The organism is Bacteroides sp. AM41-16, assembly GCF_003603495.1.
Classification (GTDB): Bacteria; Bacteroidota; Bacteroidia; order Bacteroidales; family Bacteroidaceae; genus Bacteroides; species Bacteroides uniformis.
The window spans coordinates 155,917-181,653 of record NZ_QTNE01000007.1 but is presented as its reverse complement, the minus strand read 5'-3'; the positions used below and the strand labels follow the sequence as shown (position 1 = coordinate 181,653).

Sequence of the window (25,737 nt, the reverse complement as noted above, 5' to 3'; positions counted from 1 at the left end):
ATACATCATCTATGAATGTAAGACGTCAGTTTTTACTTAGTCTGCTTGCCGCCTCCCTCTTCCCCCACGCGGGAGGCGCGCAAGGACTTCCGACGGATGTCCGCCAGGCAATCGGGAAATTCCTGGATATCACCGCACGGAAAGAAGTTTCCGTAGGACGTATCAGCATCGACTCAGTGGCCGTGGAAGGAAATACACTGCAACTGTTTGCCAACATGAACTGTGCCTATATTCCTTTCCGCGAGGACAATGTAGCCGAAATATACCAGGGCGTAAGTGCCCTGCTACCGGCGGAGTTTACCAAATACAAGCTGCAAATCCGTACCAACAAGCGCAGCATCGAAGAACTGGTTCCCCAAGTCCTGCGTAGTAAAAAAGACAAAAAGACGAAGACATTCAGCCCCGTCGCTTCCAAGCCTCTGGTTACCGAAGTTTCCTCCCCCTACACCCCCACCAACGGCTTGCATAACCGGCACATCGCCCTATGGCAAAGCCACGGCTGGTACTACGAGCCGAAACTCGACCGTTGGGAATGGCAGCGTGCACGTATCTTCCAGACCGTGGAAGACCTCTACACCCAGAGCTACGTATTGCCCTTCCTTGTACCGATGTTGGAAAATGCCGGTGCCAATGTGCTGCTTCCCCGCGAACGCGATTGCCAGACGGCAGAAGTCATCGTAGACAATGACGGTTGCCTGACCGGCCGTTCCGTCTATACAGAAAATTCCGGTGACAAGCTCTGGAGTCAGGGAGAAGGACAAGGCTTCGCCCACCTGCGCCCCCAATACATAGACTTTGAGAATCCTTTCAAGGAAGGCACCTACCGCGCCATAGAAACCATCAAGAAAGGAAACGCAAGCACCGCCGAATGGATTCCCGAAATTCCTTCGACCGGACAATACGCCGTATACGTCTCTTACCAAACCTTGCCAAACAGCGCGGACGATGCCCTTTACACCGTCTATCACAAAGGCGGCACCACGCAGTTCAAGGTAAACCAGCAAATGGGAGGCGGCACCTGGATTTACCTCGGCACCTTCGGCTTCAATGCCGGCCGGAACAATGAATGCAAAGTCGTTCTGAGCAACCTTTCCTCCAAAGTAGGAAGAATCATCACCGCCGACGCCGTGAAGATTGGCGGCGGTATGGGGAACATCGCCCGCCGCATCTCCAACGAGGGCGCTACGGAAAACCTGAAAAGCTCCGACACCCGCAACCTGCAAAACACCCATACAGGCAACATCCAAGACCGTGTAACCTATTCTCCATTGTCCACTATCAATTATCAACTATCTAACTATCCCCGTTTCTGCGAAGCCGCCCGCTACTGGCTGCAATGGGCAGGCATACCGGACAGCGTATATTCAGAAAGCAACGGAAAGAACGACTATACCGACGACTACAAATGCCGTGGTATCTGGGTGAACTACCTTTCCGGAGGCTCTGCCGTGAATCCGACGGAGAGAGGGCTGAACATCCCCGTCAACATGGCCTTCGCCTTCCACTCCGATGCAGGAACTACACTGAACGATTCCATCATCGGGACACTCGGCATCTACTATACCAACGCCTACAATGAGAAGTTCGCTAACGGAGCATCACGCTATCTGAGCCACGACCTGACAGACTTGATTCAGTCCAACATCGTGCGTGACGTGCGTACCCTCTACGAACCTCAATGGACACGCCGTGGCAAATGGAACCAATCTTACTATGAGGCCCGTGTACCCCGCGTACCTACCATGCTGCTCGAACTGCTTTCCCATCAAAACTTTGCAGACATGCGCTACGGACTGGACCCACGTTTCCGTTTCACCGTAAGCCGCGCCATCTATAAAGGTATGTTGCAGTTCCTCTGCTCACAATACCACATGGATTATGTAGTGCAACCGCTACCGGTAGACCACATGGCCCTGCGCATGACCGGTGAAAATGAAGTGGAACTGACCTGGCGACCCGTAGCGGATGCGTTGGAACCGACTGCCATAGCAGAGAAATACATTGTCTATACCCGCATCGGCGACGGAGATTTCGACAACGGAGTATTGGTGGACGGCAACAGTTACCGCACCACACTCCCCGCCGGCATGGTGTGCAGCTACAAGGTTACCGCTGTCAACAAGGGCGGTGAAAGTTTCCCTTCCGAAATTCTTTCTGCCGGACGGGCGTTCAATTCCAAAGGTACCGTATTGGTGATAAACGGATTCGACCGTATCAGTGCCCCTGCCGACTTTACGGCACCCACCCCCGCCGACACCCTCCTTGCCGGATTTCTGGATGAGCAGGACCACGGGGTCCCCTATATCCGGGACATCAGCTACATTGGCAAGATGAAGGAATACCGCCGTTCCATTCCCTGGATGGACGACGATGCCTCCGGTTTCGGCGACAGCTATGGGAACTACGAAACTCAAGTGATTGCAGGAAATACGTTCGATTATCCTGCCATACATGGTGCCGCTATCCTGAAAGCGGGATATTCGTTTGTATCGGTTAGTAATGAAAGTCTCTCCCCCGTAGGAAAGGGAGAGAAGAATACTCCAGTGGATATGAGGGAGTATAGGTATGTGGACTTGATACTTGGGAAGCAATGCCAGACCAAGATGGGACGGGGAGGCGTAAAACCGTTGGAGTTCAAGACTTTCAGCAAACCGATGCAGGAGGCTATTGTGGCTTATTGTAAGCAAGGTGGAAATATCTTTGTTTCGGGCGCTTTTGTAGGAACGGATTTATGGGACAACCGCCTTGCAACTGCCGACGAAGCCGACAAGAAATTTGCGATGGAAGTACTGAAATATAAGTGGCGTGTGGGACAAGCGGCTACAATGGGTAAGGTGAAAAGCGTAGCTTCTCCGTTCCCCGCCCTTTCAGGAAACTATACCTATCACAATGAGCTGAATGCCGATTCGTATGTGGTGGAATCACCGGACGCCATTGAACCGGCAACCAAAGATGCACACACCGTAATGCGGTATTCTGAAAACAACCTGAGTGCCGGTGTGGCCTACCAGGGCGACTACAAGACTTTTGTATTGGGATTCCCTTTTGAATCCATACGTACTGATTCTGAAAGAGAGGCACTCATGAATGCTGTACTGACATTCTTCAACGACAACAAGTAATATCAACCAATCATCATCTATGAACAGAAGACTGTTAATAATCGTCCTGATGGCTTGCCTGCTCCCCCTGGGGATGCAGGCACAGCAAGGGACATTCCGTTTTGCCCAACTGACGGACATTCATCTGACCCCGAACAATCCGAATCCCACAGAGGACCTGCTGCGTTCCGTGGCACAGATTAATGCCACCGACAGTATCGACTTTGTCCTGGTGACGGGCGACCTGACCGAAGAAGGCGACCGTACTACCATGGAAAAAGTGAAATCGTGCCTTGACTTGCTGAAGGTCCCCTACCACGTAGTCCTAGGCAACCATGAAACGAAATGGAGCGACTCCGGCTGTACCGCTTTCGGAGAAATCTTTGGCGGCGAACGCTTCGAGTTCGAGCATAAGGGATTCCTTTTCCTCGGCTTCAACTCCGGTCCGCTGATGCGTATGGCCTACGGGCATGTAGTGCCGCAAGATATCCGTTGGATGACGGAAGAAATGGATAAAAACGGCAAAGACAAACCGGTGATACTTGTCACCCACTACCCGCTAATGGACGGGGATGTGGACAACTGGTATGAGGTGACGGATGCCGTCCGCCCCTACAACGTGCGCTTGTTTATCGGCGGACACTACCACAGCAACCGGGATTTACGTTACGACGGCATTCCGGGCGTACTGATGCGCAGCAACCTGTGCGACAAAGAAGGGAAACCGGGTTACGGCATCTATGAAGTAACCGGGGATTCCATCCGGGTATACACGCAACGTATCGGCGAGCCCAAGAAGCAGTGGACAGCATTCTCGCTGACCGGACAGTATTACGACCGCAACGGAAAGGCAGAGAAATATCCTGACTTCTCGGTCAACAAGGAGTATCCGCAAGTAAAGGAGCAATGGATGGTGCAGACGGGCGCAGGCATTTACTGCTCTCCCGCCGTAGAAAAAGATAAAGTGTTCGTAGGAGACGATATGGGACAGCTGACAGCCTACGCCCTGAAAAACGGTAAAAAGCTATGGAGCTTTGAATCCGGCAAGCGCATTGTCGGTACTCCGGCCGTAAGCGAGGGTATCGTTGTATTCGGGTCTGCTGACCGTCGCATCTACGGATTGAACGCCAAAGACGGCAGCCTGCTCTGGACGGTAGAAGCCGCCGAACCGGTGCTCGGAGCCGTGACCATCGCAGACGGCAGAGCATACATCGGTGCCAGTGACGCCACTTTCCGTGCCATAGACATCCATACGGGAAAAGTAATCTGGGCCTACACCAGCGTGAAGGGCTACATCGAGACCAAGCCGTTGGTGACGGAAGACAAAGTTATCTTCGGCGCATGGGACAATACACTGTATGCCCTGAGCAAGGCAAACGGGCATGAACTATGGAAATGGACGGGCGGACTGACCCGTATGCACTTCTCTCCAGCCGCCGTATGGCCGGTAGCCACCGACGGCAAAGTATTCATTACCGACCCGCAACGCGCCATGACCGCCATAGACATCCATACGGGCAATACCGTGTGGCGCACCTTCCAGTCCATGGTGCGCGAGACCATCGGACTTTCCGAAGACGGTGAACGTATCTATAGCAAAACGATGAACGACAGCATTGTTTGCTATGCAGCTCAAGGAGATACTCCGCGGGAGTTGTGGGCAACCAATGTAGGTTTCGGTTATGAGCATGCCCCCTCCATGCAAGTGGAAAAAGAGGGGGTAATGTTTGGCAGTACCAAAGAAGGACTTATCTTCGCACTGGAAGGAAAAACAGGCAAAGTACTGTGGAAACATAAAATAGGAAATTCACTCATCAGTACCGTAGTTCCGTTGAACGGCCACGAAGTTCTATTCACGGCAACCAGCGGGGAAGTGGGACTTCTGAGAATTAAAAATTGAGAATTAAAAATTAAAAGATATATCATGAATAAAATCAGTTGCTTTCTTCCCTACGCAGGAAAAGAACAAGTAGAAAAAACAGTGAATAGCCTACAGGCGACAGGACTTATAGAAGAAATCCGGTTAATCACGACCGATGCCACTCTGGAATCGCTCCCGGACTGCGAAATATTGTTTGTTGACATGCCCTACAGCAGTGCAACTCTCAAAGCTATTGCTAATGCAGCCAAAGGAGAATACACATTGCTTTATACCAAAGAGACTACGCTCGAAATGGGTATGTTTGCACTGGAACGTATGATACACATCCTTGAAGATTCAAGCGCCGGTATGGTATATGCCGACCACTACCAAATAGCAGACGGCAAGCAGAGCAACGCTCCGGTAATCGACTACCAATTCGGTTCCTTGAGGGATGACTTCAACTTTGGCTCCCTGCTCCTTTTCAACACCGAAAAACTAAAGGAAGCCGCCGGACACATGAAGTCTGACTACAACTTCGCCGGACTTTACGACCTGCGCTTGAAATTGAGCCAACATTCAGACTTGGTACATATCAACGAATACTTATACAGCGAGGTGGAAAACGATACCCGCAAGAGCGGCGAAAAGATTTTCGACTATGTAGACCCCAAAAACCGTGACCGCCAGATTGAGATGGAGCAGGCATGTACCGAACATCTGAAAGAAATCGGGGGGTATCTGGCACCGGAGTTCAAGAAGATTGAGTTCTCTGCCGGTAACTTTGAGTATGAAGCTTCGGTCATCATTCCGGTGCGCAACCGTATCCGTACCATCCGCGATGCCATCAAGTCGGTACTGATGCAGAAGACAGACTTCAAATATAATCTTATCATCATCGACAACCACTCCACAGACGGCACAACGGAGGCCATCGACGAATTCAAGGACGACGAACGCCTCATCCATATCGTCCCCGAACGCAACGACCTCGGTATCGGCGGTTGCTGGAATGTAGGTGTACACCACCCCAAGTGTGGCAAGTTTGCCGTGCAGCTGGACAGCGATGACGTATACAAAGACGAAAATACACTCGCCATCATGGTCCGCGCCTTCTACGAGCAGAACTGCGCCATGGTAGTAGGCACCTATATGATGACGGACTTCAACATGAACATGATTGCTCCGGGCATCATCGACCACAAGGAATGGACTCCGGCAAACGGACGCAACAACGCCCTCCGCATCAACGGTCTGGGTGCCCCGCGCGCCTTCTATACCCCGGTGCTGCGCGAAGTGAAAGTACCCAATACCAGCTATGGCGAAGACTATGCACTGGGACTGAACTTCTCCCGCCAGTACCAGATAGGACGCGTGTACGACGTGGTCTACCTCTGCCGCCGCTGGGACGACAACTCCGATGCCTCACTGGACATCGTGAAAATGAACGGACACAACCTCTACAAAGACCGCATCCGTACCTGGGAACTTCAGGCACGCATAGCGATGAACAAAAACAAGTGATATGAATCAAACGATACACCATCTTCTGACTGGACAATTGGCATCCTGGGAGACGGCACGCAACAACTATGCCGCCCTCTCCGGTGTGCGGGTGAAAGAGCTGAATGTAAACGGGATACCTTATAAGGTACAGTTCAACCCGGCACGCATCGTTTCCTCCGGTGCCAAAGTGGATGCCAAGTCCATCCTGGAACGGAAATGCTTTCTGTGCCCGGCCAATTTGCCGCCGGTACAGAAAGGTATCCCGTTCGGAGGACACTACAATATTCTGGTGAATCCGTTCCCCATCTTCCCCCGCCACCTGACAGTACCGGAACTGGCACATACCCCTCAACGCATAGCCACCCGCTTCACCGACATGCTGGAGCTGGCCGAGGCGCTGACGGATTACACCATCTTCTACAACGGTCCCAAATGTGGTGCTTCCGCCCCCGACCATGCTCATTTCCAGGCAGGAAACAAAGGGTTCATGCCTATTGAAAAGGACTGGCGCGGACAGACTGCCGGGAAAATAGCCGATTATAGGAAAGCAGCACTGTGGTATCTTGACGACGCTCCCCGTGCCACACTTGTGATTGAATCCACCTCCAAAGAGGACGCGGCAGACTTGTTCGACATCATTTACCGTTCTCTGGACGTGAAACCCGAAGAAGACGAGCCGATGATGAACGTACTGGTCCTATACGAGGCCGACCGTTGGGTGGTCTTTGTCTTCCCGCGCGAGAAACACCGCCCCGCCTGCTATACTGCCGAAGGAGAAGCCAATCTGTTGAGCAGCCCGGCATCCGTCGACTTGGGAGGTGTCTTTATCACCCCCGTAGAAAAGGATTTCTTGAAAATCACTGCGGAAGACGTGGCGCAGATATTAAGTGAAGTATGCCTCTCTGCCACAGATTTCCACAAGGTACGGCAGCGTATCAGGGAAAAAATATGACTTCTGAAATCCAAGAACTCTAATTTTAAAGAAATACCATTATGAAAGAGCCCAAAGTACAAGTAGGCATTCTGTTTGAACCGCAGATAGAATTCGTTTTGCTGAATCCGTATCGCATGGACGGAACGGAAGTCAGCGGAAAGCAGGTAGTGACCTACGACGAAGGCAAGATTCTCTGGAATGGACGCCGGTATGACGAACTGCTGTTTGAACCGCAACACGAGCAGACCGATGCCTTCGAACTATTGGACGTTACCATCGGCATCAATTTCCATTGGGAGCGCAAGGAAGACCAGCGTTTTCTGGGTGCTCTCAAAATCATCGTTGAGAATGGAAAGCTCACCGGCATCAACGTCATCCATGTAGAAGATTATCTGACCAGCGTCATCTCCTCCGAGATGAGTGCCACCGCTTCTCTGGAGCTGCTCAAGGCACACGCTGTCATCTCCCGAAGCTGGCTACTGGCACAAATACAAAAGAATAAGGAAATCACCGAAGCCCAAGCTAACTACTCGGCCTTTACGCAGACCGACGAAGAGCTGATTCGCTGGTACGACCGAGAAGACCACACACGTTTCGATGTATGTGCCGACGACCATTGTCAACGCTACCAGGGCATTACACGTGCCTCTACCGATATTGTGAAACAAGCCATCTCCGCTACCCGCGGCCAGGTACTGACATCTGATGGTAAGATTTGCGACGCCCGTTTCTCCAAATGCTGCGGCGGTGCTTTCGAGGAGTTCCAATACTGCTGGGAAGACATCAAATATCCCTATCTTGCCCAACAACGAGACAGCAAAACGCACGCCACACTGCCCGATTTGACGCAGGAAGTCGAAGCGGACCGCTGGATTCGTACCTCCCCCGAAGCATTCTGCAACACCACCGACAAGAAAATCCTCTCGCAGGTACTCAATAACTATGACCAGGAGACTACGGACTTCTATCGCTGGAAAGTGGAATATACCCAAGAAGAGCTTTCAGCCCTCATTCTGAAACGTTCAGGCATTGACTACGGACAAATCATCGACCTTATCCCCATAGCCCGCGGAACCAGCGGACGCCTCTGGAAACTGAAGATTGTGGGAACCAAGCGCACGCTCACCATCGGCAAGGAGCTGGAAATTCGCCGTACGCTCTCTACTTCACACCTCTACAGCTCTGCCTTCGTGGTGGACAAGGAGGAGTTGTCCTCCGAAGGCATTCCCGGACGCTTCATCCTCACCGGCGCCGGTTGGGGGCATGGTGTGGGACTTTGCCAAATAGGTGCAGCCGTGATGGGCGAGCAAGGGTATAAGTATGATGCAATACTGCTGCACTACTATATAGGTGCCAGCATTGACAAGCTGTATGAATAATCGAATAGAACACAATAAATCAATATCATGAACCATACAAAAAACATATCGCCATGGGCATGGGTACCCACCTTGTACTTTGCACAAGGCATTCCATATTTTATCGTAAACAACATCTCCGTGATGATGTTTACTAAAATGGGCGTACCGAACGGAGAAATGGCCTTGTTCACAAGCCTGCTCTATCTGCCATGGACTATCAAACCCTTCTGGAGCCCGTTTGTCGACATCATCAAGACCAAAAGATGGTGGACCCTTTCCATGCAGATTCTGATGTCTGTGGCATTCATCCTGCTGACGCTGTCCATTCCACGGCCGGACGAGGCGACTATGGCGGCCGGAACAACCCCCATCAGCATGTTCAGCATCACGCTAATGCTGTTCATCATCACGGCTTTTGCCTCTGCCACACACGACATTGCCGCCGACGGCTTCTACATGCTGGCACTGAAACAGAGTGACCAGGCAGCCTTCGTTGGCATCCGAAGCACGTTTTACCGGCTCGCCTCTATCTTCGGACAAGGCGTGCTCGTAGCCATTGCCGGCGCCATCGAACTGAGAACCGAAAACATTCCGCTGTCATGGACCATCACGATGCTGGTTACAGCCGTTCTGTTCAGCCTGGTGACGTTCTATCACCTCTTTGCAGTCCCCAAACCCACCTCAGATAAGTCAACACTGGCTGCCGATGCCGCCACTGCAGGAGCCATATTCAGAGAATTCGGACGAACATTCGCCACCTATTTCACCAAACCGGGCGCATTGCTGGCCATCGTGTTCATGTTGCTGTACCGCCTGCCTGAAGCATTCCTCATCAAAATGTGTATGCCTTTCCTGGTTGCCTCCAAAGAATCGGGAGGTCTGGAACTATCGACAGCAGAAGTAGGTATCGTATACGGCACCATCGGAGTCATATTCCTCACCCTGGGCGGTATCCTCGGAGGATTGTTCGCATCACGCATTGGCTTGAAAAAATCCATCTGGTGGATGGCAGGATGCATGACTCTGCCATGCCTGACGTTTGTCTATCTTGCCATTGCCCAGCCCGACAATCTGTTTGCCATCTCCACCGCCATCGCCATCGAGCAATTCGGCTACGGCTTCGGTTTCACGGCCTACATGCTCTACATGATGTACTTCTCCGAAGGTGAATTCAAAACATCCCACTATGCCATCTGTACCGCATTCATGGCACTAAGCATGATGATACCAGGTATGTTTGCGGGATATATCCAGGAGGCTATCGGATATACGGACTTCTTCTGGTTGGTAATGATATGCTGTTTCGCCACGGTTGTTGTCACCATTTTTGCAGACAGAAGGATAGACCCGGAATATGGAAAAAAATGATTAATGGTTAATGATTAATGTTTTGTGAGTAATATTTAGTGATTGGTTATGAAGAGGACTATTATTATATCCTTGCTCTGCCTCCTTTGCGGAGGTGCGATGCAAGCACAGAAGATCAGAATAAAGACCGGTATCGAGGTACTGAAAGAACAGAATTTCCGATGCCTGGAAGGTAAGCGTGTAGGATTGATTACCAACCCGACGGGGGTGGACAACCGGATGAGGTCCACCATTGACATCCTGCACGAGGCGCCCAACGTGAACCTTGTGGCACTCTACGGCCCCGAACACGGTGTGCGCGGCGATGTGCACGCAGGCGACCATGTGACGGACATCAAAGACGCGACTACCGGACTGCCCGTCTATTCGCTTTACGGAAAGACCCGCAAGGCCACGCCGGACATGCTGAAAGATGTGGATGTATTAGTGTATGATATCCAAGACATCGGTTGCCGTTCCTTTACCTACATCAGCACCATGGGACTGGCCATGGAAGCCGCTGCCGAAAACGGCAAGGAATTCATTGTGCTGGACCGGCCCAATCCCGTAGGCGGATTGAAGATTGAAGGCAACTTGGTTGAAGATGATTGCATTTCTTTTGTAAGCCAGTTTAAAATTCCGTACCTTTACGCCCTCACTTGCGGTGAGCTGGCACTGATGCTCAATGGCGAGAAGATGTTGAAGGATGGGGAACAATGTAATCTCCACATAGTGAAGATGAAAGGCTGGAAACGCAAGATGGATTATACCCAAACCGGACTGCAATGGGTTCCCTCCTCTCCACACATTCCACATCCTCATTCTGCATTCTTCTACCCCGTCAGCGGCATTCTGGGTGAACTAGGATATATGTCTATCGGCGTGGGGTATACCATTCCGTTCCAGATGTTTGCCGCACCATGGATGGAAGCGGAAAAGCTGGCCGGAAACCTGAACCGTCTGAACGTACCGGGGGTCATCTTCAGACCGATGTACCTGAAGCCGTTCTATAGCGTAGGCAAAGGCGAGTTGCTGCAAGGTGTGCAAGTGCACATCATGGATTTCGGCAAAGCACCGTTGAGCGACCTGCAATTCCTGGTCATGCAGGAAGTCGCCGCCCTCTATCCTGACCGTGCCGTGTTTGACCATGCCGACAAGGGACGTTTCAACATGTTCGACAAAGTAAGCGGTTCGCGGCAGATACGCGAGCGCTTCTCGAAACGGAACCGTTGGGAGGACATACGCGACTACTGGTATAAAGATGCCGAAGACTTCCGTAAGCTGTCGAAAAAGTATTATTTATATAAATAAATTTACAGATAAATAAGGAAGGGAAAAGAGCCTGATACGGAGACTATTTCAGTCGTATACAGAACCACATTCAGTCGTATACTTAAATATATTCAGTATACGACTGAATGTACCCCCTCGTAAGACACGTTTACAGAGCACTTTGAAGCGAAGTGATGCAATAAAAAAAAGTGAACATGAAAGAGCATAGTTACATGGCTTTCCTGCAGGAAGCAAAACAATTCATTCCGCAGGAAAGGATTTACACCGACGAACTTCGCCGGCTGGCTTGGGGTACGGATGCCGGTTTTTACCGACTGATTCCCCAGATTGTAATCCGTTCGAAAGACGAAGATGAAGTTTCACAACTGTTGAAACTGGCGAGCCGCCACGGGCTGCCCGTCACCTTCCGAGCGGCAGGGACCAGTTTGTCGGGTCAAGCCATTAGCGACTCCATCCTCATCGTAGCCGGCAAGAATTGGGAAAAATACAGCATATCCGCCGACTACGAACAGATAACCCTCCAACCGGGCATCATCGGACAACGTGTGAACGAACTGTTGGCTCCCTACGGCCGTAAGTTTGCACCGGATCCCGCCTCGGTGAAAAGCGCCATGGTAGGCGGTATTGTCATGAACAATGCTTCCGGCATGAACTGCGGTACGCACGCCAATAGCGACAAGGTGCTTATTTCCGCCCGTATTATCCTGATGGATGGTACCCTGCTGGATACCGGAAATCCCGTCAGCCGCGCCTCCTTCGAAGTGAGTCACCGTGACTTCATTCGCCGCATCTGCGAACTGCGCGATGAAATACGTACCAACGAAAAACTGGCCGAACGCATCCGTTACAAATATTCCATCAAAAATGTAACCGGGCTCAATCTGTTGCCCTTCGTCCGTTTCGACGACCCATTCGAAATCATTGCCCACCTCATGGTAGGTTCCGAAGGTACACTGGCGTTCCTTTCGGAAGTGACGATGAAGACTGAATATGATTATCCCTACAAGGCCAGCGCTATGCTCTACTTCAAGACCATCAAAGAAGCGAGCCGCGCTGTGGTAGCCATGAAGAAGCTGGTCGACGAAACCGGCGAATGGACAGTAAAAGGGGCTGAAATGCTAGACTATAAGAGCCTTTCTTCCGTCAACGACCCCGTATTCCTAAAATACAAAGGCGAAGTTGCCTCCTCTGCCCTCCCCGGCGTGGAGCCCGGCGACGAAACCGGGTTGACAGCAGTGCTGACCGAAACCAAAGCCCGTACCCCGGAAGAACTGCAACAGAACATATCTGCCATTGAAGCTTGCCTGCAAGCCTTCACCACCTATATTCCGGTACGCTTCACCGACCGTCCGGAGGAATATTCCAAATACTGGGCCATCCGTTCCGGCATCTTCCCCTCTGTGGGAGGTACGCGCCAGCCGGGAACCACTTGCCTCATCGAAGACATCGCCTTCCACATTGAAGACCTTCCGGAGGCAACGGCAGAACTGCAACAGCTCATAGCCCGCCACGGATATAATGACGCCTGCATCTACGGCCATGCTCTCGAAGGCAACTACCACTTCATCATCAACCAGTCCTTCAGTACCCAAGCGGAAGTGAAACGCTACGAAGACTTGATGAATGACATCAAGACCTTGGTAGTAGATAAATATGACGGTTCCCTAAAAGCCGAGCATGGCACGGGCCGGAATATGGCTCCCTTTGTCCGCCATGAATGGGGAGATGACGCCTACAAAGCCATGAAAGCCGTCAAAGAGCTGTTTGACCCACAAGGATTGCTAAACCCCGGTGTCATTTTCAATGATGACCCGCAATGCCATATCAAGAACTTCAAGCCGCTGCCTTTATTAGTGATGAGTGACAAGAGACAAGCTACGTCACTCGTAGCTGACAAATGCATCGAGTGCGGTTTCTGCGAAGTCAACTGTCTCTCCTGCGGCTTTACCCTTTCCTCGCGCCAGCGTATCGTGTTGCAGCGCGAAATATCCCGGCTGAAACAAAGCGGCGAGGACCCGACACGCCTTGCACTGCTCGAAAAACAATACCGCTATCCCGGCAACCAGACTTGTGCCGGAGACGGCCTCTGCTCCATGTCGTGCCCGATGGGTATCAATACGGGCGACCTTACCCATATAATCCGCCAGGAAGCATTACCCAAAGGCAGTCTGGGATACAAAGCCGGAGACTTTGTCGCCAATCATTTCGCTGGTGTCAAGAGTGCACTGCGTCCCGTATTGTCCTTAGCCAACTTCGGACATTCACTATTAGGGACAAAGGCGATGAGCGGCATTACCAAGGGGCTGCACAATGCATTAGGCATACCTCTATGGACGCCGGCTATGCCGAAAAGTTATCAGTTACAAGCTACGGAGTTACAAGCTACAAGCACTATGCAGCATAATAGCGCAGCACTTGTAGCTCGTAGCTCTGTAACTCGTAACTACAAAGTCGTCTACTTCCCCAGCTGCATCAACCAGACTATGGGTCTGGCAAAGAAGTCTCCCGTAGAGCAGCCATTGGTAAATAAAATGGTGTCCTTGTTGCAAAAAGCCGGTTACGAAATCATCTTCCCGAAAGATATGGACAAGCTTTGCTGTGGCACCATTTGGGAAAGTAAAGGGATGCTGGACATTGCCGATCGCAAGACAGCCGAACTGGAGGCCGCACTTTGGGAAGCCAGCGAACAAGGCAAATACCCCGTCCTCTGTGACCAAAGCCCTTGTCTGCACCGCATGCTCGAATGTATCAAGAAGATGAAACTGTATGAACCTGCAGAATTCATCTATACATTCTTACGTGAGAAGCTGATTTTCACACCTATTAACCGCCCCGTAGCAATCCACATCACCTGCTCCATGCGGAAAATGGGACTGGCAGATACCATTATAGCCCTTGCACGCCTTTGCTCCAGTAAAGTCATCGTGCCGGAAGAAGTAGGTTGCTGCGGTTTTGCCGGAGACCGGGGATTCACCTATCCTGAGCTGAACTCGTACGCCCTACGCAAACTCCGCCCGCAAATAGAAGCGTCCGGAGTGAATATAGGCTACTCTAACAGCCGTACTTGTGAAATCGGATTGACAACAAACTCAGGTATCCCCTATGTATCCATTGCCTATCTGGTAGACGAATGTACAAAGGCAGCTGATAATTAGGATTGATAATTAACTTAACACACAAATATTACAATGAACAGTACAAAAGTAAGTAAACGCATCCTTGCACTCGACATTCTCCGTGGTGTCACCATCGCAGGTATGATTATGGTAAACAACCCCGGTTCGTGGGGACATATCTATGCCCCCTTGCGGCATGCAGAGTGGAACGGTCTGACCCCCACCGACCTCGTCTTTCCCTTCTTCATGTTTATCATGGGAATTTCCACATACATTTCCCTGAAGAAATACAACTTCGAGTTCAGCCACGCCGCCGGCATGAAGATACTGAAACGCACCATCGTCATTTTCCTTATAGGCATGGCTATCGGCTGGTTCTCGCGTTTCTGCTATTACTGGGCCTCCGCTCCGGACGACCTCAGTTTCGGAGAGAAGCTATGGGCTTCCGTCTGGACATTCGACCGTATCCGTATTCTGGGTGTCATGCAACGGCTGGCCCTTTGCTACGGAGCAGCCTCCATCATTGCACTAACCATGAAGCATAAACATATACCTTATCTGATAGCCGGCCTATTGACAGGCTACTTCATACTGTTGATGTGCGGCAACGGTTTCGCCTATAATGAAACAAACATTCTTTCCGTGGTAGACCGTGCCATCCTGACCCCTGCACACATGTACAAGGATAACGGCATAGATCCCGAAGGTTTGTTAAGCACCATTCCTGCCATTGCACATGTGTTGCTGGGCTTCTGTGTAGGGCGGCTGATGCTGGATGGCAACAAGTCGGAAGACCGTGCCTCATTTCTCAATTCGCAGCTTATCACACTGTTTCTGGTAGGTGTTATCCTTACTTTCTCCGGTTTCCTGCTAAGCTACGGTTGCCCCATCAACAAGAAAATATGGTCTCCTACCTACGTACTCGTCACTTGCGGACTGGCATCCAGTTTTCTGGCATTGCTTATCTGGATTATTGATGTGAAAGGCTATAAGAAGTGGAGCATGTTTTTCGAGGCATTCGGTGTGAATCCGCTGTTCATGTATGTATTGGGCGGCGTACTTAGCATACTTTTCGGTAGTATCAGTTTCCCGTGGGGAGACAGCAGCATCAGCATACACGGATTCTTATACAATATAGTCCTCATGCCCGTTTTCGGTGAAACCGCCGGTTCCCTTGCCTTTGCCCTGCTGTTTATCGCCATTAACTGGTGTATCGGCTACCAGTTGTACAAACGAAAAATATATATCAAAATATAAGGATTAGGGGTTAGTGATTAAGGATTAGTGATTAATACGTTGCCTATAATTAAGAAACAGTATCACCTACCATTAATCACTAATCCTTAATCACTAACCCCTAATCCCTAATCATTAAACATTATTTATATGATTCTAATAGCAGACAGTGGCTCTACAAAGACCGATTGGTGTGTTGTAGAGAATGGAGTACTTCTCCAACAGATATTCACGAAAGGGACGAACCCTTTCTTTCAGTCGGAAGAGGAAATCAGTAATGAAATAGCAACAGCGCTATTACCTCAGCTGAAGACAAGTGAGCTGGATGCCGTATACTTTTATGGTGCAGGATGCGGATTTCCCGACAAGATAAGTATGGTGCACCGTGCCATAACCAAACACCTCAGTGTGAAAAATGAAGTGGAAGTCAATACCGATATGCTGGCTGCCGCACGTGGCCTCTGCGGACATGACTCAGGCATTGCCTGCATCATGGGGACCGGCTCCAACTCATGTTATTATGACGGAAAAAGCATTGTCACCAATGTATCTCCTCTGGGATTCATCTTGGGAGACGAAGGCAGCGGAGCCTGCTTGGGCAAACTGTTGGTAGGCGATATCTTGAAAAATCAGATGACACCCGAGCTGAAAGAGAAATTCCTCAAACAGTTCGACCTGACACCTGCTGATATCATCGACCGTGTCTACCGTAAACCTTTCCCCAACCGTTTCCTGGCAAGCTTGTCACCATTTCTTGCACAGAATCTGGGTGAACCTTGTGTACGCGCTCTGGTACTGAACAGCTTTAAGGCATTCCTTAAACGCAATGTCATGCAATATGAAGACTATCAGCATCAAAAAGTACATTTCATCGGTTCCGTAGCCTTCTATTACAAGGAAGTTCTGGCAGAAGCTGCCAAAGAAATGGGTATCCAACTGGGTGCAATCATCAAGAGCCCCATGGAAGGACTCATCAAATATCACAACTGAAAGTGACAAATCGTAAATAGTAAATCGTCAAATAGTAAATAGCCTTATGTTCGTAAAAATCTCAGAGCAACCATCGCTCTACAATGACTTGGAAAAGAAATCAGTCCGTGAAATTCTGGAAGACATCAATACCGAAGACCAGAAAGTGGCGCTTGCCGTACAGAGGGCAATCCCTCAAATAGAAAAGTTGGTAACCCAGATTGTGCCCCGCATGAAACAAGGCGGACGCATCTTCTACATGGGTGCGGGTACCAGTGGACGTCTGGGCGTACTCGACGCTTCGGAAATTCCACCGACTTTCGGTATGCCCCCCACGCTGGTTATCGGCTTGATTGCCGGTGGTGACACTGCATTGAGAAATCCGGTAGAGAATGCCGAAGATGACATTCACCGCGGTTGGGAAGAGTTGACGGAACGCAATATTACAGATAAGGATACGGTCATCGGTATTGCTGCATCCGGTACCACCCCCTACGTGATTGGTGCCATGCACGAGGCACGCGAACACGGCATACTGACCGGCTGTATCACCAGCAACCCGGACTCTCCAATGGCAGCAGAGGCAGATGTAGCCATCGAAATGATTGTAGGGCCTGAATATGTGACGGGAAGCTCACGCATGAAATCGGGAACAGGACAGAAAATGATACTGAATATGATTACTACTTCCGTCATGATACAGTTGGGACGCGTGAAAGGCAACAAAATGGTGAATATGCAGCTCAGTAACAAAAAGCTTGTGGACCGTGGTACCCGTATGATTGTAGAGGAACTCGGACTGGACTATGGCAAAGCCAAGGCGCTGCTGTTGATGCACGGTTCGGTGAAAAAGGCAGTGGATGCGTACCGGATTTAGCTATTACTCACTCTTAAATTCCTTTATTATGAAAGCAATATATTTTTTTCTCTTTTCTCTTTGTCTGCAAGCTGCCACCGCGCAACCCTTGCAACGCGTAGCCCCTGAACAAGTGGGAATGGACTCACGCAAGTTGATGTATGCTGACGAAGCGATTGAAACAGCCATCTCCAACAAGGATATTCCCGGTGCCGTACTTGCTGTAGTACGTAACGGCAAGATGGCCTATCTGAAAGCTTACGGCAACAAGCGTATTTATCCCAATGTGGAGCCTATGACTGCCAATACTATCTTTGATATGGCATCTTGCAGCAAATCCATGTCGACCGCCGTATGTACGATGATACTGGCAGAACGCGGCAAGCTCCGTATGCTGGACCCCGTCAGCCTCTACATACCCCATTTCAAGAATTGGGAAAGCGAAGACGGCAAAGAGAAAAAGGTAATCCGCATTGCCGATTTGATGACACACACTTCCGGTCTTCCTCCCTATGCACCGGTAGCCGAGCTAGAAAAGCAGTACGGTTCTCCCAATCCTGATGGGCTTATGGAATATATTGCTACTTGTAAACGCGACTTCAAGCCGCAGACTGATTTTCAATACAGTTGCCTCAACTTCATCACTTTGCAGCACATTATCGAGACTATAAGCGGACAGAGCCTGCGTGACTTTGCACGTGAAAACCTATTTGATGTACTCGGCATGGAGCATACCGACTATCTGCCTTGCCAACGTGATAAGGATGGTAACTGGATTACGATAGTTGACAAAGGAACGAGAAAACAAGGACACAAGGAAAACAACGTAGCCAATTCTCAATTTTCAATTCGCAATTCTCAATTGAATAACATTGCCCCCACTGAAAAGCAACCTAATGGACAAGTTCTCTGCGGACAAGTTCATGACCCGCTGGCACGTGTCATGAACGGAGGTATCAGCGGTAATGCAGGAGTATTCTCTTGTGCTGATGATATTGCCATACTCTGCGCAGCCCTGCAAAACGGAGGTGAATGGAACGGACGCCGCATCCTGAGTCCGCTGGGTGTAAAAGCCATGCGTACTGTGCCACGCACTACCGCCAGTCTGGGACGCACTCTCGGTTGGGATAATTTTACAGCCTATGCCTCCAACAATGGAGATTTGTTTGGTCCTAATACCTATGGGCATACCGGCTACACGGGTACCTCCATCATTATCGATCCGGACAATGACACTTCCGTCATACTCCTTATCAACGCCGTACATCCGGAAGACGGACACAGCGTAGTTCGCCTGCGTTCATTGGTTGCCAACGCTGTGGCGGCTTCCATCTACCCCATTCCGCGTATTTATACAGACCATTACTACAAACGTTTCCTACAGTTTATGGATGAGCCTGCCATTACAAGCAAGGACATCGTCATGCTTGGCAATAGCCTGACTGAAGGTGGCGGTGACTGGTCTGCCCGTCTTGGTAAGAAGAATGTACGTAATCGCGGCATCATCGGTGATGAAGTGATGGGTATCTATGACCGCCTGCATCAGATACTTCCCGGACATCCCGCCAAGCTGTTCCTGCTTATCGGAGTCAATGACATTTCCCATGACTTGGCACCAGACAGTATTGTAGACATGATTCGCATGACGGTGGAACGCATCCGGAAAGAATCTCCCGACACAAAACTCTACCTACAAAGCCTACTCCCTTTCAATGAAAGTTTCGGCCGATACAAAAAACTGACTGGAAAGACAGATATGGTTCCTGAAATCAACTCCCGTCTGGAGGCGTTTGCCAAAGAGGAAGGCATTGCCTATATCAATCTTTTTCCACTATTTACAGAGAAGGGAACAAATGTACTACGCAGTGAGTTGACCGGCGACGGACTGCATTTGAATGAGGATGGATACAAAATCTGGGTAAAGGCCATTAAGAAGAAAATATAAAACGAACCAGTCTCCGAACGTCTGCCACACTACCAACAGGCTAAAGAAGACATCTCTCCATTAACTAGATTCCCCCTGCCATAGACATCTATAGCAGGGGGAATTCTTATATTCGGGGCGTTTCGGCACACACCCTCTTTTATCTCATTCGGCAAAGCTAACCAGTTGCAAGTCAAACGTCAACAGAGAGCCTCCGGGGATTGTATTTGTAGAATAAGGAGCAGTATAATCATTTATACCATATCCGCTTTGATAAGGGATATACAACATCCACCGCTCACCCATCCGCATAAGCTGCAAGGCAGCTGCCCAACCGGCAACGACACCCGAAACTTCAAAATCCACGAATGAATCAAAAACCGTAGGTTCTTTTACCGGAGGAATAGGTATATCGCGGTCAATAGCACTATAACCGTCAAAGCAACCGTCGAATTCTTCGCCATTCACATAAGTCCCATAATAATAAGCATTCACCTTTGAATGATAACCCGTATACAACGGGCGTTCACCCGTCTCATTCTTCACAAGCTTCTTGCAATAGACATACTGAGCACCTTCAGAAGTGCTTGCAGTCGTCTGTATGGCATACAGTTTCCCGAGTTCCATAGCATCGGCCTGCTCTGCTGTGGCGACATAATTCTCGCCAGTCAGCCTTTTTATCGAGTCAACAAAAGCCTCGCCGCGTTCTCTCCAATTATCATACTTTCCAGCCTCTTCCACTTCTTCACAAGAGATAAAAGCACCCACCAGCAACAGCAAGAAAGGCAAAAACAAAAGGGACTTTTTCATTTACTATTTTACTATTTTACTATTTACTATTTCAGTTTGTTCACGCACCGGTCTATTCCATAACCGCTTTATTGCAAGGTTTTCAGCAACGATGTGATGCTTACACGGTCTGCAATAATATTATTCAGTTCAGAGATAGCCACGCGCTCTTGCTGCATGGTGTCACGATTACGCAGTGTCACACAGTTATCTTCCAAAGTCTGATGATCCACGGTGACACAGTACGGAGTACCAATGGCATCCTGGCGGCGGTAACGCTTACCAATAGAATCTTTCTCATCATACTGACAATGGAAGTGGAACTTCAGATTGTCAATGATTTCGCGCGCTTTTTCGGGCAGACCATCTTTCTTTACCAACGGCATTACGGCCAGTTTCACCGGTGCCAGTGCAGCAGGCAACTTCAAGACAACACGGGATTCACCGCTATCCAACGTCTCTTCACAGTAGGAAGCCGACATGATGCTAAGGAACATGCGGTCTACACCGATACTAGTCTCGATGACATACGGGGTATAGCTTTCGTTGGTTTCCGGATCGAAATACTTGATGTTCTTGCCGGAGAACTTCTCATGCTGGGACAAGTCGAAATTTGTACGGCTGTGAATACCCTCTACTTCCTTGAAACCGAAAGGCATCAAGAACTCAATGTCTGTAGCAGCATTAGCGTAGTGGGCCAGTTTGTCGTGGTCGTGATAACGGTAATGGTCATCACCGAAGCCCAGCGCCTTGTGCCATTTCAGGCGAGTAGCCTTCCAACTCTTGAACCAGTCAAGCTCTGTACCCGGCTTCACAAAGAACTGCATTTCCATCTGCTCGAACTCGCGCATACGGAAGATGAACTGGCGGGCTACAATTTCGTTACGGAAAGCCTTACCAATCTGGGCGATACCGAAAGGAATCTTCATGCGACCGGTTTTCTGTACATTAAGGTAATTTACGAAGATACCTTGTGCCGTTTCCGGGCGAAGGTATATCTTCATGGCACCATCGGCGGTAGAGCCCATTTCAGTTGAGAACATCAGATTGAACTGGCGTACCTCTGTCCAGTTCTTTGTGCCACTGATAGGGCAAACGATTTCTTCGTCAAGGATAATCTGACGGAGTTCGTCCAGATTATTATCGTTCAAAGCCTTGGAAAAACGTTCATGCAAGGCATCACGTTTGGCCTGGTGTTCCAGCACACGACCGTTGGTACTGCGGAACTGAGCCTCATCGAAAGCCTCACCAAAACGCTTGGCAGCTTTGGCCACTTCTTTGTTTATCTTGTCATCGTACTTAGCAAGCTGGTCCTCTATCAACACATCGGCACGATAACGTTTCTTGGAATCGCGGTTGTCAATCAAAGGGTCATTGAAAGCATCTACGTGTCCGCTGGCTTTCCAGATGGTGGGGTGCATAAAGATTGCTGAGTCGATACCGACAATATTTTCGTGCAGCAGCACCATACTCTGCCACCAGTATTGCTTGATGTTATTTTTCAGTTCCACACCCATCTGACCATAGTCATACACAGCTCCCAGTCCATCATAAATCTCGCTGGAAGGGAACACAAAACCATATTCCTTACAGTGTGATACGAGTTTCTTAAAAACGTCTTCTTGTGCCATTTTCTGTTGTATCTAAATTAATTTGAATCTTATTTTCAGCTAAAAAGCGCCACAAAGATAGGGATTTATATCGTAAGTAGGACACGGAGGGTATTAATTTATCTTATTACCAAATAAAAGAAGAAGCTACCTCATAACTCCGAGGCAGCTTCTTTCCCAATTTTACCCAATTACAATTAATTTACCTAAGCACTACAAATCAACCTAATCACAACCAAGAATAATATTATACTCACCTTCAGCGTTTTATCGTATTAACAGTCTCTTGTGGTTTCAATATGTCATTTGTTTTTTCCACAACTGATACCACATCAACATCAAGTACAGCCTTAATATCCTTGGAAGAGGTTCCAATCAAAAACTTATAATTTCCAGCATCCACTACCCATGAAGAAGAAGCTTCATCATAAGAAGCCAAATCCGTAGTGTTCAGTTTCAAAGTGGCAGTAACAGTCTCACCTGGCCTCAATTCCTTAGTTTTGGTAAAAGCTTTAAGTTCTTTTTCCGGTTTGTTCATCTGAAACCTATTGGGAGCGGAGACATAAAGCTGAACAACCTCTTTCCCTGCAAACTTACCAACATTCTTCACATCAATAGAAACAGAATATATACCATTATCAACTTTGACAGACGGATTGACATACTCGAATGTTGTATACGAAAGACCATAGCCGAAAGGATAAGACACTTGCTTTCCGAAACTATCGAAATAGCGATAACCGACAAAAATATCTTCTTCATAATCCGTATAGTCTACATTCTTCACTGAAGAGCTTTTGTCCTCCTTATTCCTCACATCTGTATTAGCCCTAGCATCCATAGGAAAATTGGTCGAAGAAGCAACGTCCATCAACTTGTTCGGGAAAGTCATTGTCAACTTACCCGATGGAGATACCTTACCGCTCAACACATCCGTCACACTATTTCCACCCTCCTGTCCTGCCTGCCAAGCCAGCAAAATAGCATCCGGTAGTTTTTTCCAAGAAGCTGTTTCGATTACACCTCCGATATTCAATACCACCACCACTTTCTTCCCAGCAGCATGGAAAGCTTGGCTGACGGACTTCAGCAGTTGCAATTCTTCCTCACTCAGTTCAAAATCACTGACATTACGGTCTACAAATTCACCGGAAGTACGTCCCAGCGTAACCAATGCAACATCCGCTTTAGCAACTTGTTCTGACAACACCTTTGTAGTAGGGATAAGTTCTGTCGGGCGAGGTACCGGCATAAATCTGGAGAAAGGCTGAGACGAGTCAGGAGTATTTTTCTTATTCTCGGCCTCAATATACTGTTCATAATCGGCCTTCAATGCTTCATCTATCTGGTATCCAGCATTCTTCAAACCATCCAATAATGAGACTGTATAGGCACGATTCACATTACCTGAGCCGGTACCTCCTGCTATGAAATCATAGGAAGTACACCCGAAAAGAGCTATATTTCTGACCTTCCTTTCAAATGGCAAGGTTTCGTTATTATTCTTCAACAAAACCATTCCTTCAGTCGCTGACTGGCGGGTAACTGCTGCGTGCGCCTTCAAATCAGGTTTATTGGAATATTTGTATTCTTTAAAATGAGGAGTTTGGAGAATAAGTTCAAGAACACGCTTCACATTACGATTCAGTATGGATTCATCCAATTTTCCGGATTTCACCCCTTCGATAATCATATCATACTGGTTAGCCCTTCCCGGTTGGAGCATATCATTACCTGCTATCATCTGAGCCACGGCATCCTTCCCTCCAAACCAGTCAGTTACCACCATACCCTCGAAATTCCACTCATCACGCAATAAAGTGGACAGCAAGTCTGTATTCTCAGAAGCATAGGTGCCATTAATATGATTGTAAGAGGACATTACTGTCCATGGTGCCGATTCCTTCACTGCAATTTCGAACCCCTTCAAATAGATTTCCCGTAAGGCACGAGGAGTGATACGAGCATCATTAGCATTCCGATTGGTTTCCTGGTTGTTAACAGCAAAATGTTTGATGGAAGTTCCCACTCCGTTGCTCTGTATCCCTCTAACATATGCAGCAGCTATCTTGCCAGACACCAACGGGTCTTCGGAATAATATTCAAAATTACGCCCGCACAAAGGATTCCGATGGATATTCAAAGCAGGAGCCAGTAAAACATCCGCACCATATTCCAACACTTCATTACCAATTGATTTTCCAACTTCCTCTACCAAATCCTGATTCCAAGTAGAAGCAAGTAACGTACCGATAGGAAAATGTGTACAATAATAAGTAGCAGAATCCCCTTCGCGGATAGGATCTATACGTAAACCTGCAGGTCCATCAGCCAACACAATGGCAGGAATTCCCAAACGGGGTATCGGATAAGTAGTACCTGCTGCACCGGGAACCAACTTCTTTGTAGTGCCAATCACCGTACTGTCACCCGAAGTACCCACCATTCCGGTACCGATAACCAAATGTGCCTTTTCTTCCAAAGTCATGGCACCAATAACATCCTCAACAGAATCTTTACCCAATTGAGGAGCCGCAGGGCCACAAGCGCTCAACACGCCTGCAGCCAACAGCAAATAAAACAGTTGTTTTTTCATAGCCTAGTCAGATTTATTTAAACAACTTGGGAGCAAATACAGAGAGATAAATACGCCAGCAGGTCCATACATGTCCACCAGGAGTTTCCATAAACTCATATTTATATCCTTTTTTATCCAAATCAGCGCGATAAGCTGCATTGTTTCTATAAAGAAAATCGTCTTTACCGATACCCAACCAGTAAAGTTTGGGAGCCTTATCAAACTGAACAGCTAACTTTTTATCCATATCCTGATAAACCGGACTATTTTTCTGACCTGCACTCTGGACATTAAGGGCCGCAGAGAATAAACCTACATAGTCGAACATATCAGGATAGTTCAAAGAAATATTGGCAGAATGAAAACCACCCATTGAAAGCCCCGCAATAGCACGATGAGCTTTGTCCGCTTGTACACGATAATTACTTTCTACAAACGTGATAATCTCAGGGAAATAGGCTTCAAAAGCACCGTCCATGGTTCCATTCTTCATATGGTAAGGTTTATAGTATCCCAGACTACTCTCACCAGGTGCAGCCTCCATGGCAGCATGCCCATTGGGCATCACGACAATCATCGGTTCAGCCTTGCCTTGTGCAATCAAATTATCGAGAATCTGTGCAGCACGTCCAAAAGTTGTCCACTCATCTTCATCCCCTCCCATACCATGCAATAAATAGAGTACCGGATACTTCCTATCACCGGATTGTTCATAACCTGCCGGCGTGTAGATATTGATACGGCGATCCATTTTCATACCATCAGAGTGATACCAACGATGGGCCAATGTTCCATGAGGAACTTTATTTACCTTATATAAATCTGCCTTACCATTCCCTACAATAAACACATTGCTTGTGGTAGCAAAGTCACGATAGACATAAACATTGTTAGGGTCTATAGTCGGCACACCATCTACCATGAATTCATAGCTATAAAGTTCTGAATCCAACGGCTTGGTAGTATAGGTCCAAATTCCTTCTGAATTCTTTGTCATGTCTATCAAACCTGCTCCCACCATACCTCCAATGTGTTGTCCCTCCGCCTTTTCGGCAAAGTCACCGGCAATCTGCACCTTTTGGGCATCAGGAGCCTTAAAGTTAAAAGTCACTGTGTTATCTTTGTTCACAATTGCAGACTCGAGGTCTTGCGCTACAAACAAATTCTGCTGGGCAGACATTTGCAGTCCACAGGCTGCCATAAATGCGGCCAATATAATCTTTTTCATTTCAGTTCTTCAAATTAAAGTTCATTGA

The 25,737-nt window shown here is 48.7% G+C and carries 16 protein-coding genes; 12 read left to right on the top strand and 4 right to left on the bottom strand.

Features of this window, described 5'->3' with window-relative positions:
• Positions 1 to 11 precede the first annotated feature (11 nt).
• The 12 genes from DW896_RS08605 (at position 12) to DW896_RS08550 (ending at position 19,525) form a co-directional block, all read left to right on the top strand.
• A complete protein-coding gene (locus DW896_RS08605; RefSeq protein ID WP_009037757.1) occupies positions 12 to 3,122 on the top strand; it encodes a xanthan lyase in 3,111 nt (1,036 codons plus the stop codon).
• 19 nt (positions 3,123 to 3,141) lie between these two features.
• Positions 3,142 to 5,001, top strand: a complete 1,860-nt coding sequence (locus tag DW896_RS08600; protein WP_009037756.1) for a PQQ-binding-like beta-propeller repeat protein — start codon at positions 3,142 to 3,144, stop codon at positions 4,999 to 5,001.
• A 24-nt stretch (positions 5,002 to 5,025) separates the two neighbouring features.
• The gene (locus tag DW896_RS08595) at positions 5,026 to 6,486 is read left to right on the top strand and encodes a glycosyltransferase family 2 protein (protein ID WP_009037755.1); all 1,461 of its coding nucleotides are present in this window, start codon (positions 5,026 to 5,028) and stop codon (positions 6,484 to 6,486) included.
• A gap of 1 nt (position 6,487) precedes the next feature.
• On the top strand, positions 6,488 to 7,420 hold the full coding sequence (locus DW896_RS08590; RefSeq protein ID WP_009037754.1) for a DUF4922 domain-containing protein: 933 nt from the start codon (positions 6,488 to 6,490) through the stop codon (positions 7,418 to 7,420).
• Between the two features lie 41 nt (positions 7,421 to 7,461).
• The gene (locus DW896_RS08585; RefSeq protein WP_009037753.1) at positions 7,462 to 8,781 is read left to right on the top strand and encodes a SpoIID/LytB domain-containing protein; all 1,320 of its coding nucleotides are present in this window, start codon (positions 7,462 to 7,464) and stop codon (positions 8,779 to 8,781) included.
• 27 nt (positions 8,782 to 8,808) lie between these two features.
• The gene (locus tag DW896_RS08580) at positions 8,809 to 10,131 is read left to right on the top strand and encodes an MFS transporter (RefSeq protein WP_005824972.1); all 1,323 of its coding nucleotides are present in this window, start codon (positions 8,809 to 8,811) and stop codon (positions 10,129 to 10,131) included.
• A gap of 48 nt (positions 10,132 to 10,179) precedes the next feature.
• On the top strand, positions 10,180 to 11,421 hold the full coding sequence (locus DW896_RS08575; protein ID WP_005834674.1) for an exo-beta-N-acetylmuramidase NamZ domain-containing protein: 1,242 nt from the start codon (positions 10,180 to 10,182) through the stop codon (positions 11,419 to 11,421).
• A gap of 176 nt (positions 11,422 to 11,597) precedes the next feature.
• Complete coding sequence (locus tag DW896_RS08570) at positions 11,598 to 14,558, top strand: FAD-binding and (Fe-S)-binding domain-containing protein (RefSeq protein ID WP_119993129.1); 2,961 nt, start codon at positions 11,598 to 11,600, stop codon at positions 14,556 to 14,558.
• Between the two features lie 33 nt (positions 14,559 to 14,591).
• The gene (locus DW896_RS08565; protein WP_009037750.1) at positions 14,592 to 15,776 is read left to right on the top strand and encodes an acyltransferase family protein; all 1,185 of its coding nucleotides are present in this window, start codon (positions 14,592 to 14,594) and stop codon (positions 15,774 to 15,776) included.
• A 129-nt stretch (positions 15,777 to 15,905) separates the two neighbouring features.
• Positions 15,906 to 16,745 (top strand): BadF/BadG/BcrA/BcrD ATPase family protein, encoded by an 840-nt coding sequence (locus DW896_RS08560; RefSeq protein ID WP_005824980.1) that lies wholly within the window; start codon positions 15,906 to 15,908, stop codon positions 16,743 to 16,745.
• Positions 16,746 to 16,791: 46 nt separating this feature from the next.
• Complete coding sequence (murQ, locus tag DW896_RS08555; RefSeq protein WP_005824981.1) at positions 16,792 to 17,601, top strand: N-acetylmuramic acid 6-phosphate etherase; 810 nt, start codon at positions 16,792 to 16,794, stop codon at positions 17,599 to 17,601.
• Positions 17,602 to 17,629: 28 nt separating this feature from the next.
• A complete protein-coding gene (locus tag DW896_RS08550) occupies positions 17,630 to 19,525 on the top strand; it encodes a serine hydrolase (protein WP_005824982.1) in 1,896 nt (631 codons plus the stop codon).
• A gap of 144 nt (positions 19,526 to 19,669) precedes the next feature.
• Here DW896_RS08550 and DW896_RS08545 read toward each other — a convergent pair whose 3' ends face one another.
• The 4 genes from DW896_RS08545 to DW896_RS08530 all read right to left on the bottom strand — a co-directional run bounded on the left by DW896_RS08545 (position 19,670) and on the right by DW896_RS08530 (position 25,709).
• On the bottom strand, positions 19,670 to 20,314 hold the full coding sequence (locus tag DW896_RS08545) for an FKBP-type peptidyl-prolyl cis-trans isomerase (protein ID WP_005824983.1): 645 nt from the start codon (positions 20,312 to 20,314) through the stop codon (positions 19,670 to 19,672).
• Between the two features lie 68 nt (positions 20,315 to 20,382).
• On the bottom strand, positions 20,383 to 21,924 hold the full coding sequence (locus DW896_RS08540; RefSeq protein ID WP_005824984.1) for a glycine--tRNA ligase: 1,542 nt from the start codon (positions 21,922 to 21,924) through the stop codon (positions 20,383 to 20,385).
• Between the two features lie 238 nt (positions 21,925 to 22,162).
• Positions 22,163 to 24,499, bottom strand: coding sequence for a glycoside hydrolase family 3 protein (locus tag DW896_RS08535; RefSeq protein WP_005824986.1), 2,337 nt, complete (start codon positions 24,497 to 24,499; stop codon positions 22,163 to 22,165).
• A 13-nt stretch (positions 24,500 to 24,512) separates the two neighbouring features.
• Positions 24,513 to 25,709 carry an esterase gene (locus DW896_RS08530; RefSeq protein WP_005824987.1) on the bottom strand — a complete coding sequence of 399 codons (1,197 nt, stop codon included), beginning with the start codon at positions 25,707 to 25,709 and terminating at the stop codon, positions 24,513 to 24,515.
• Between the last annotated feature and the right edge of the window lie 28 nt (positions 25,710 to 25,737).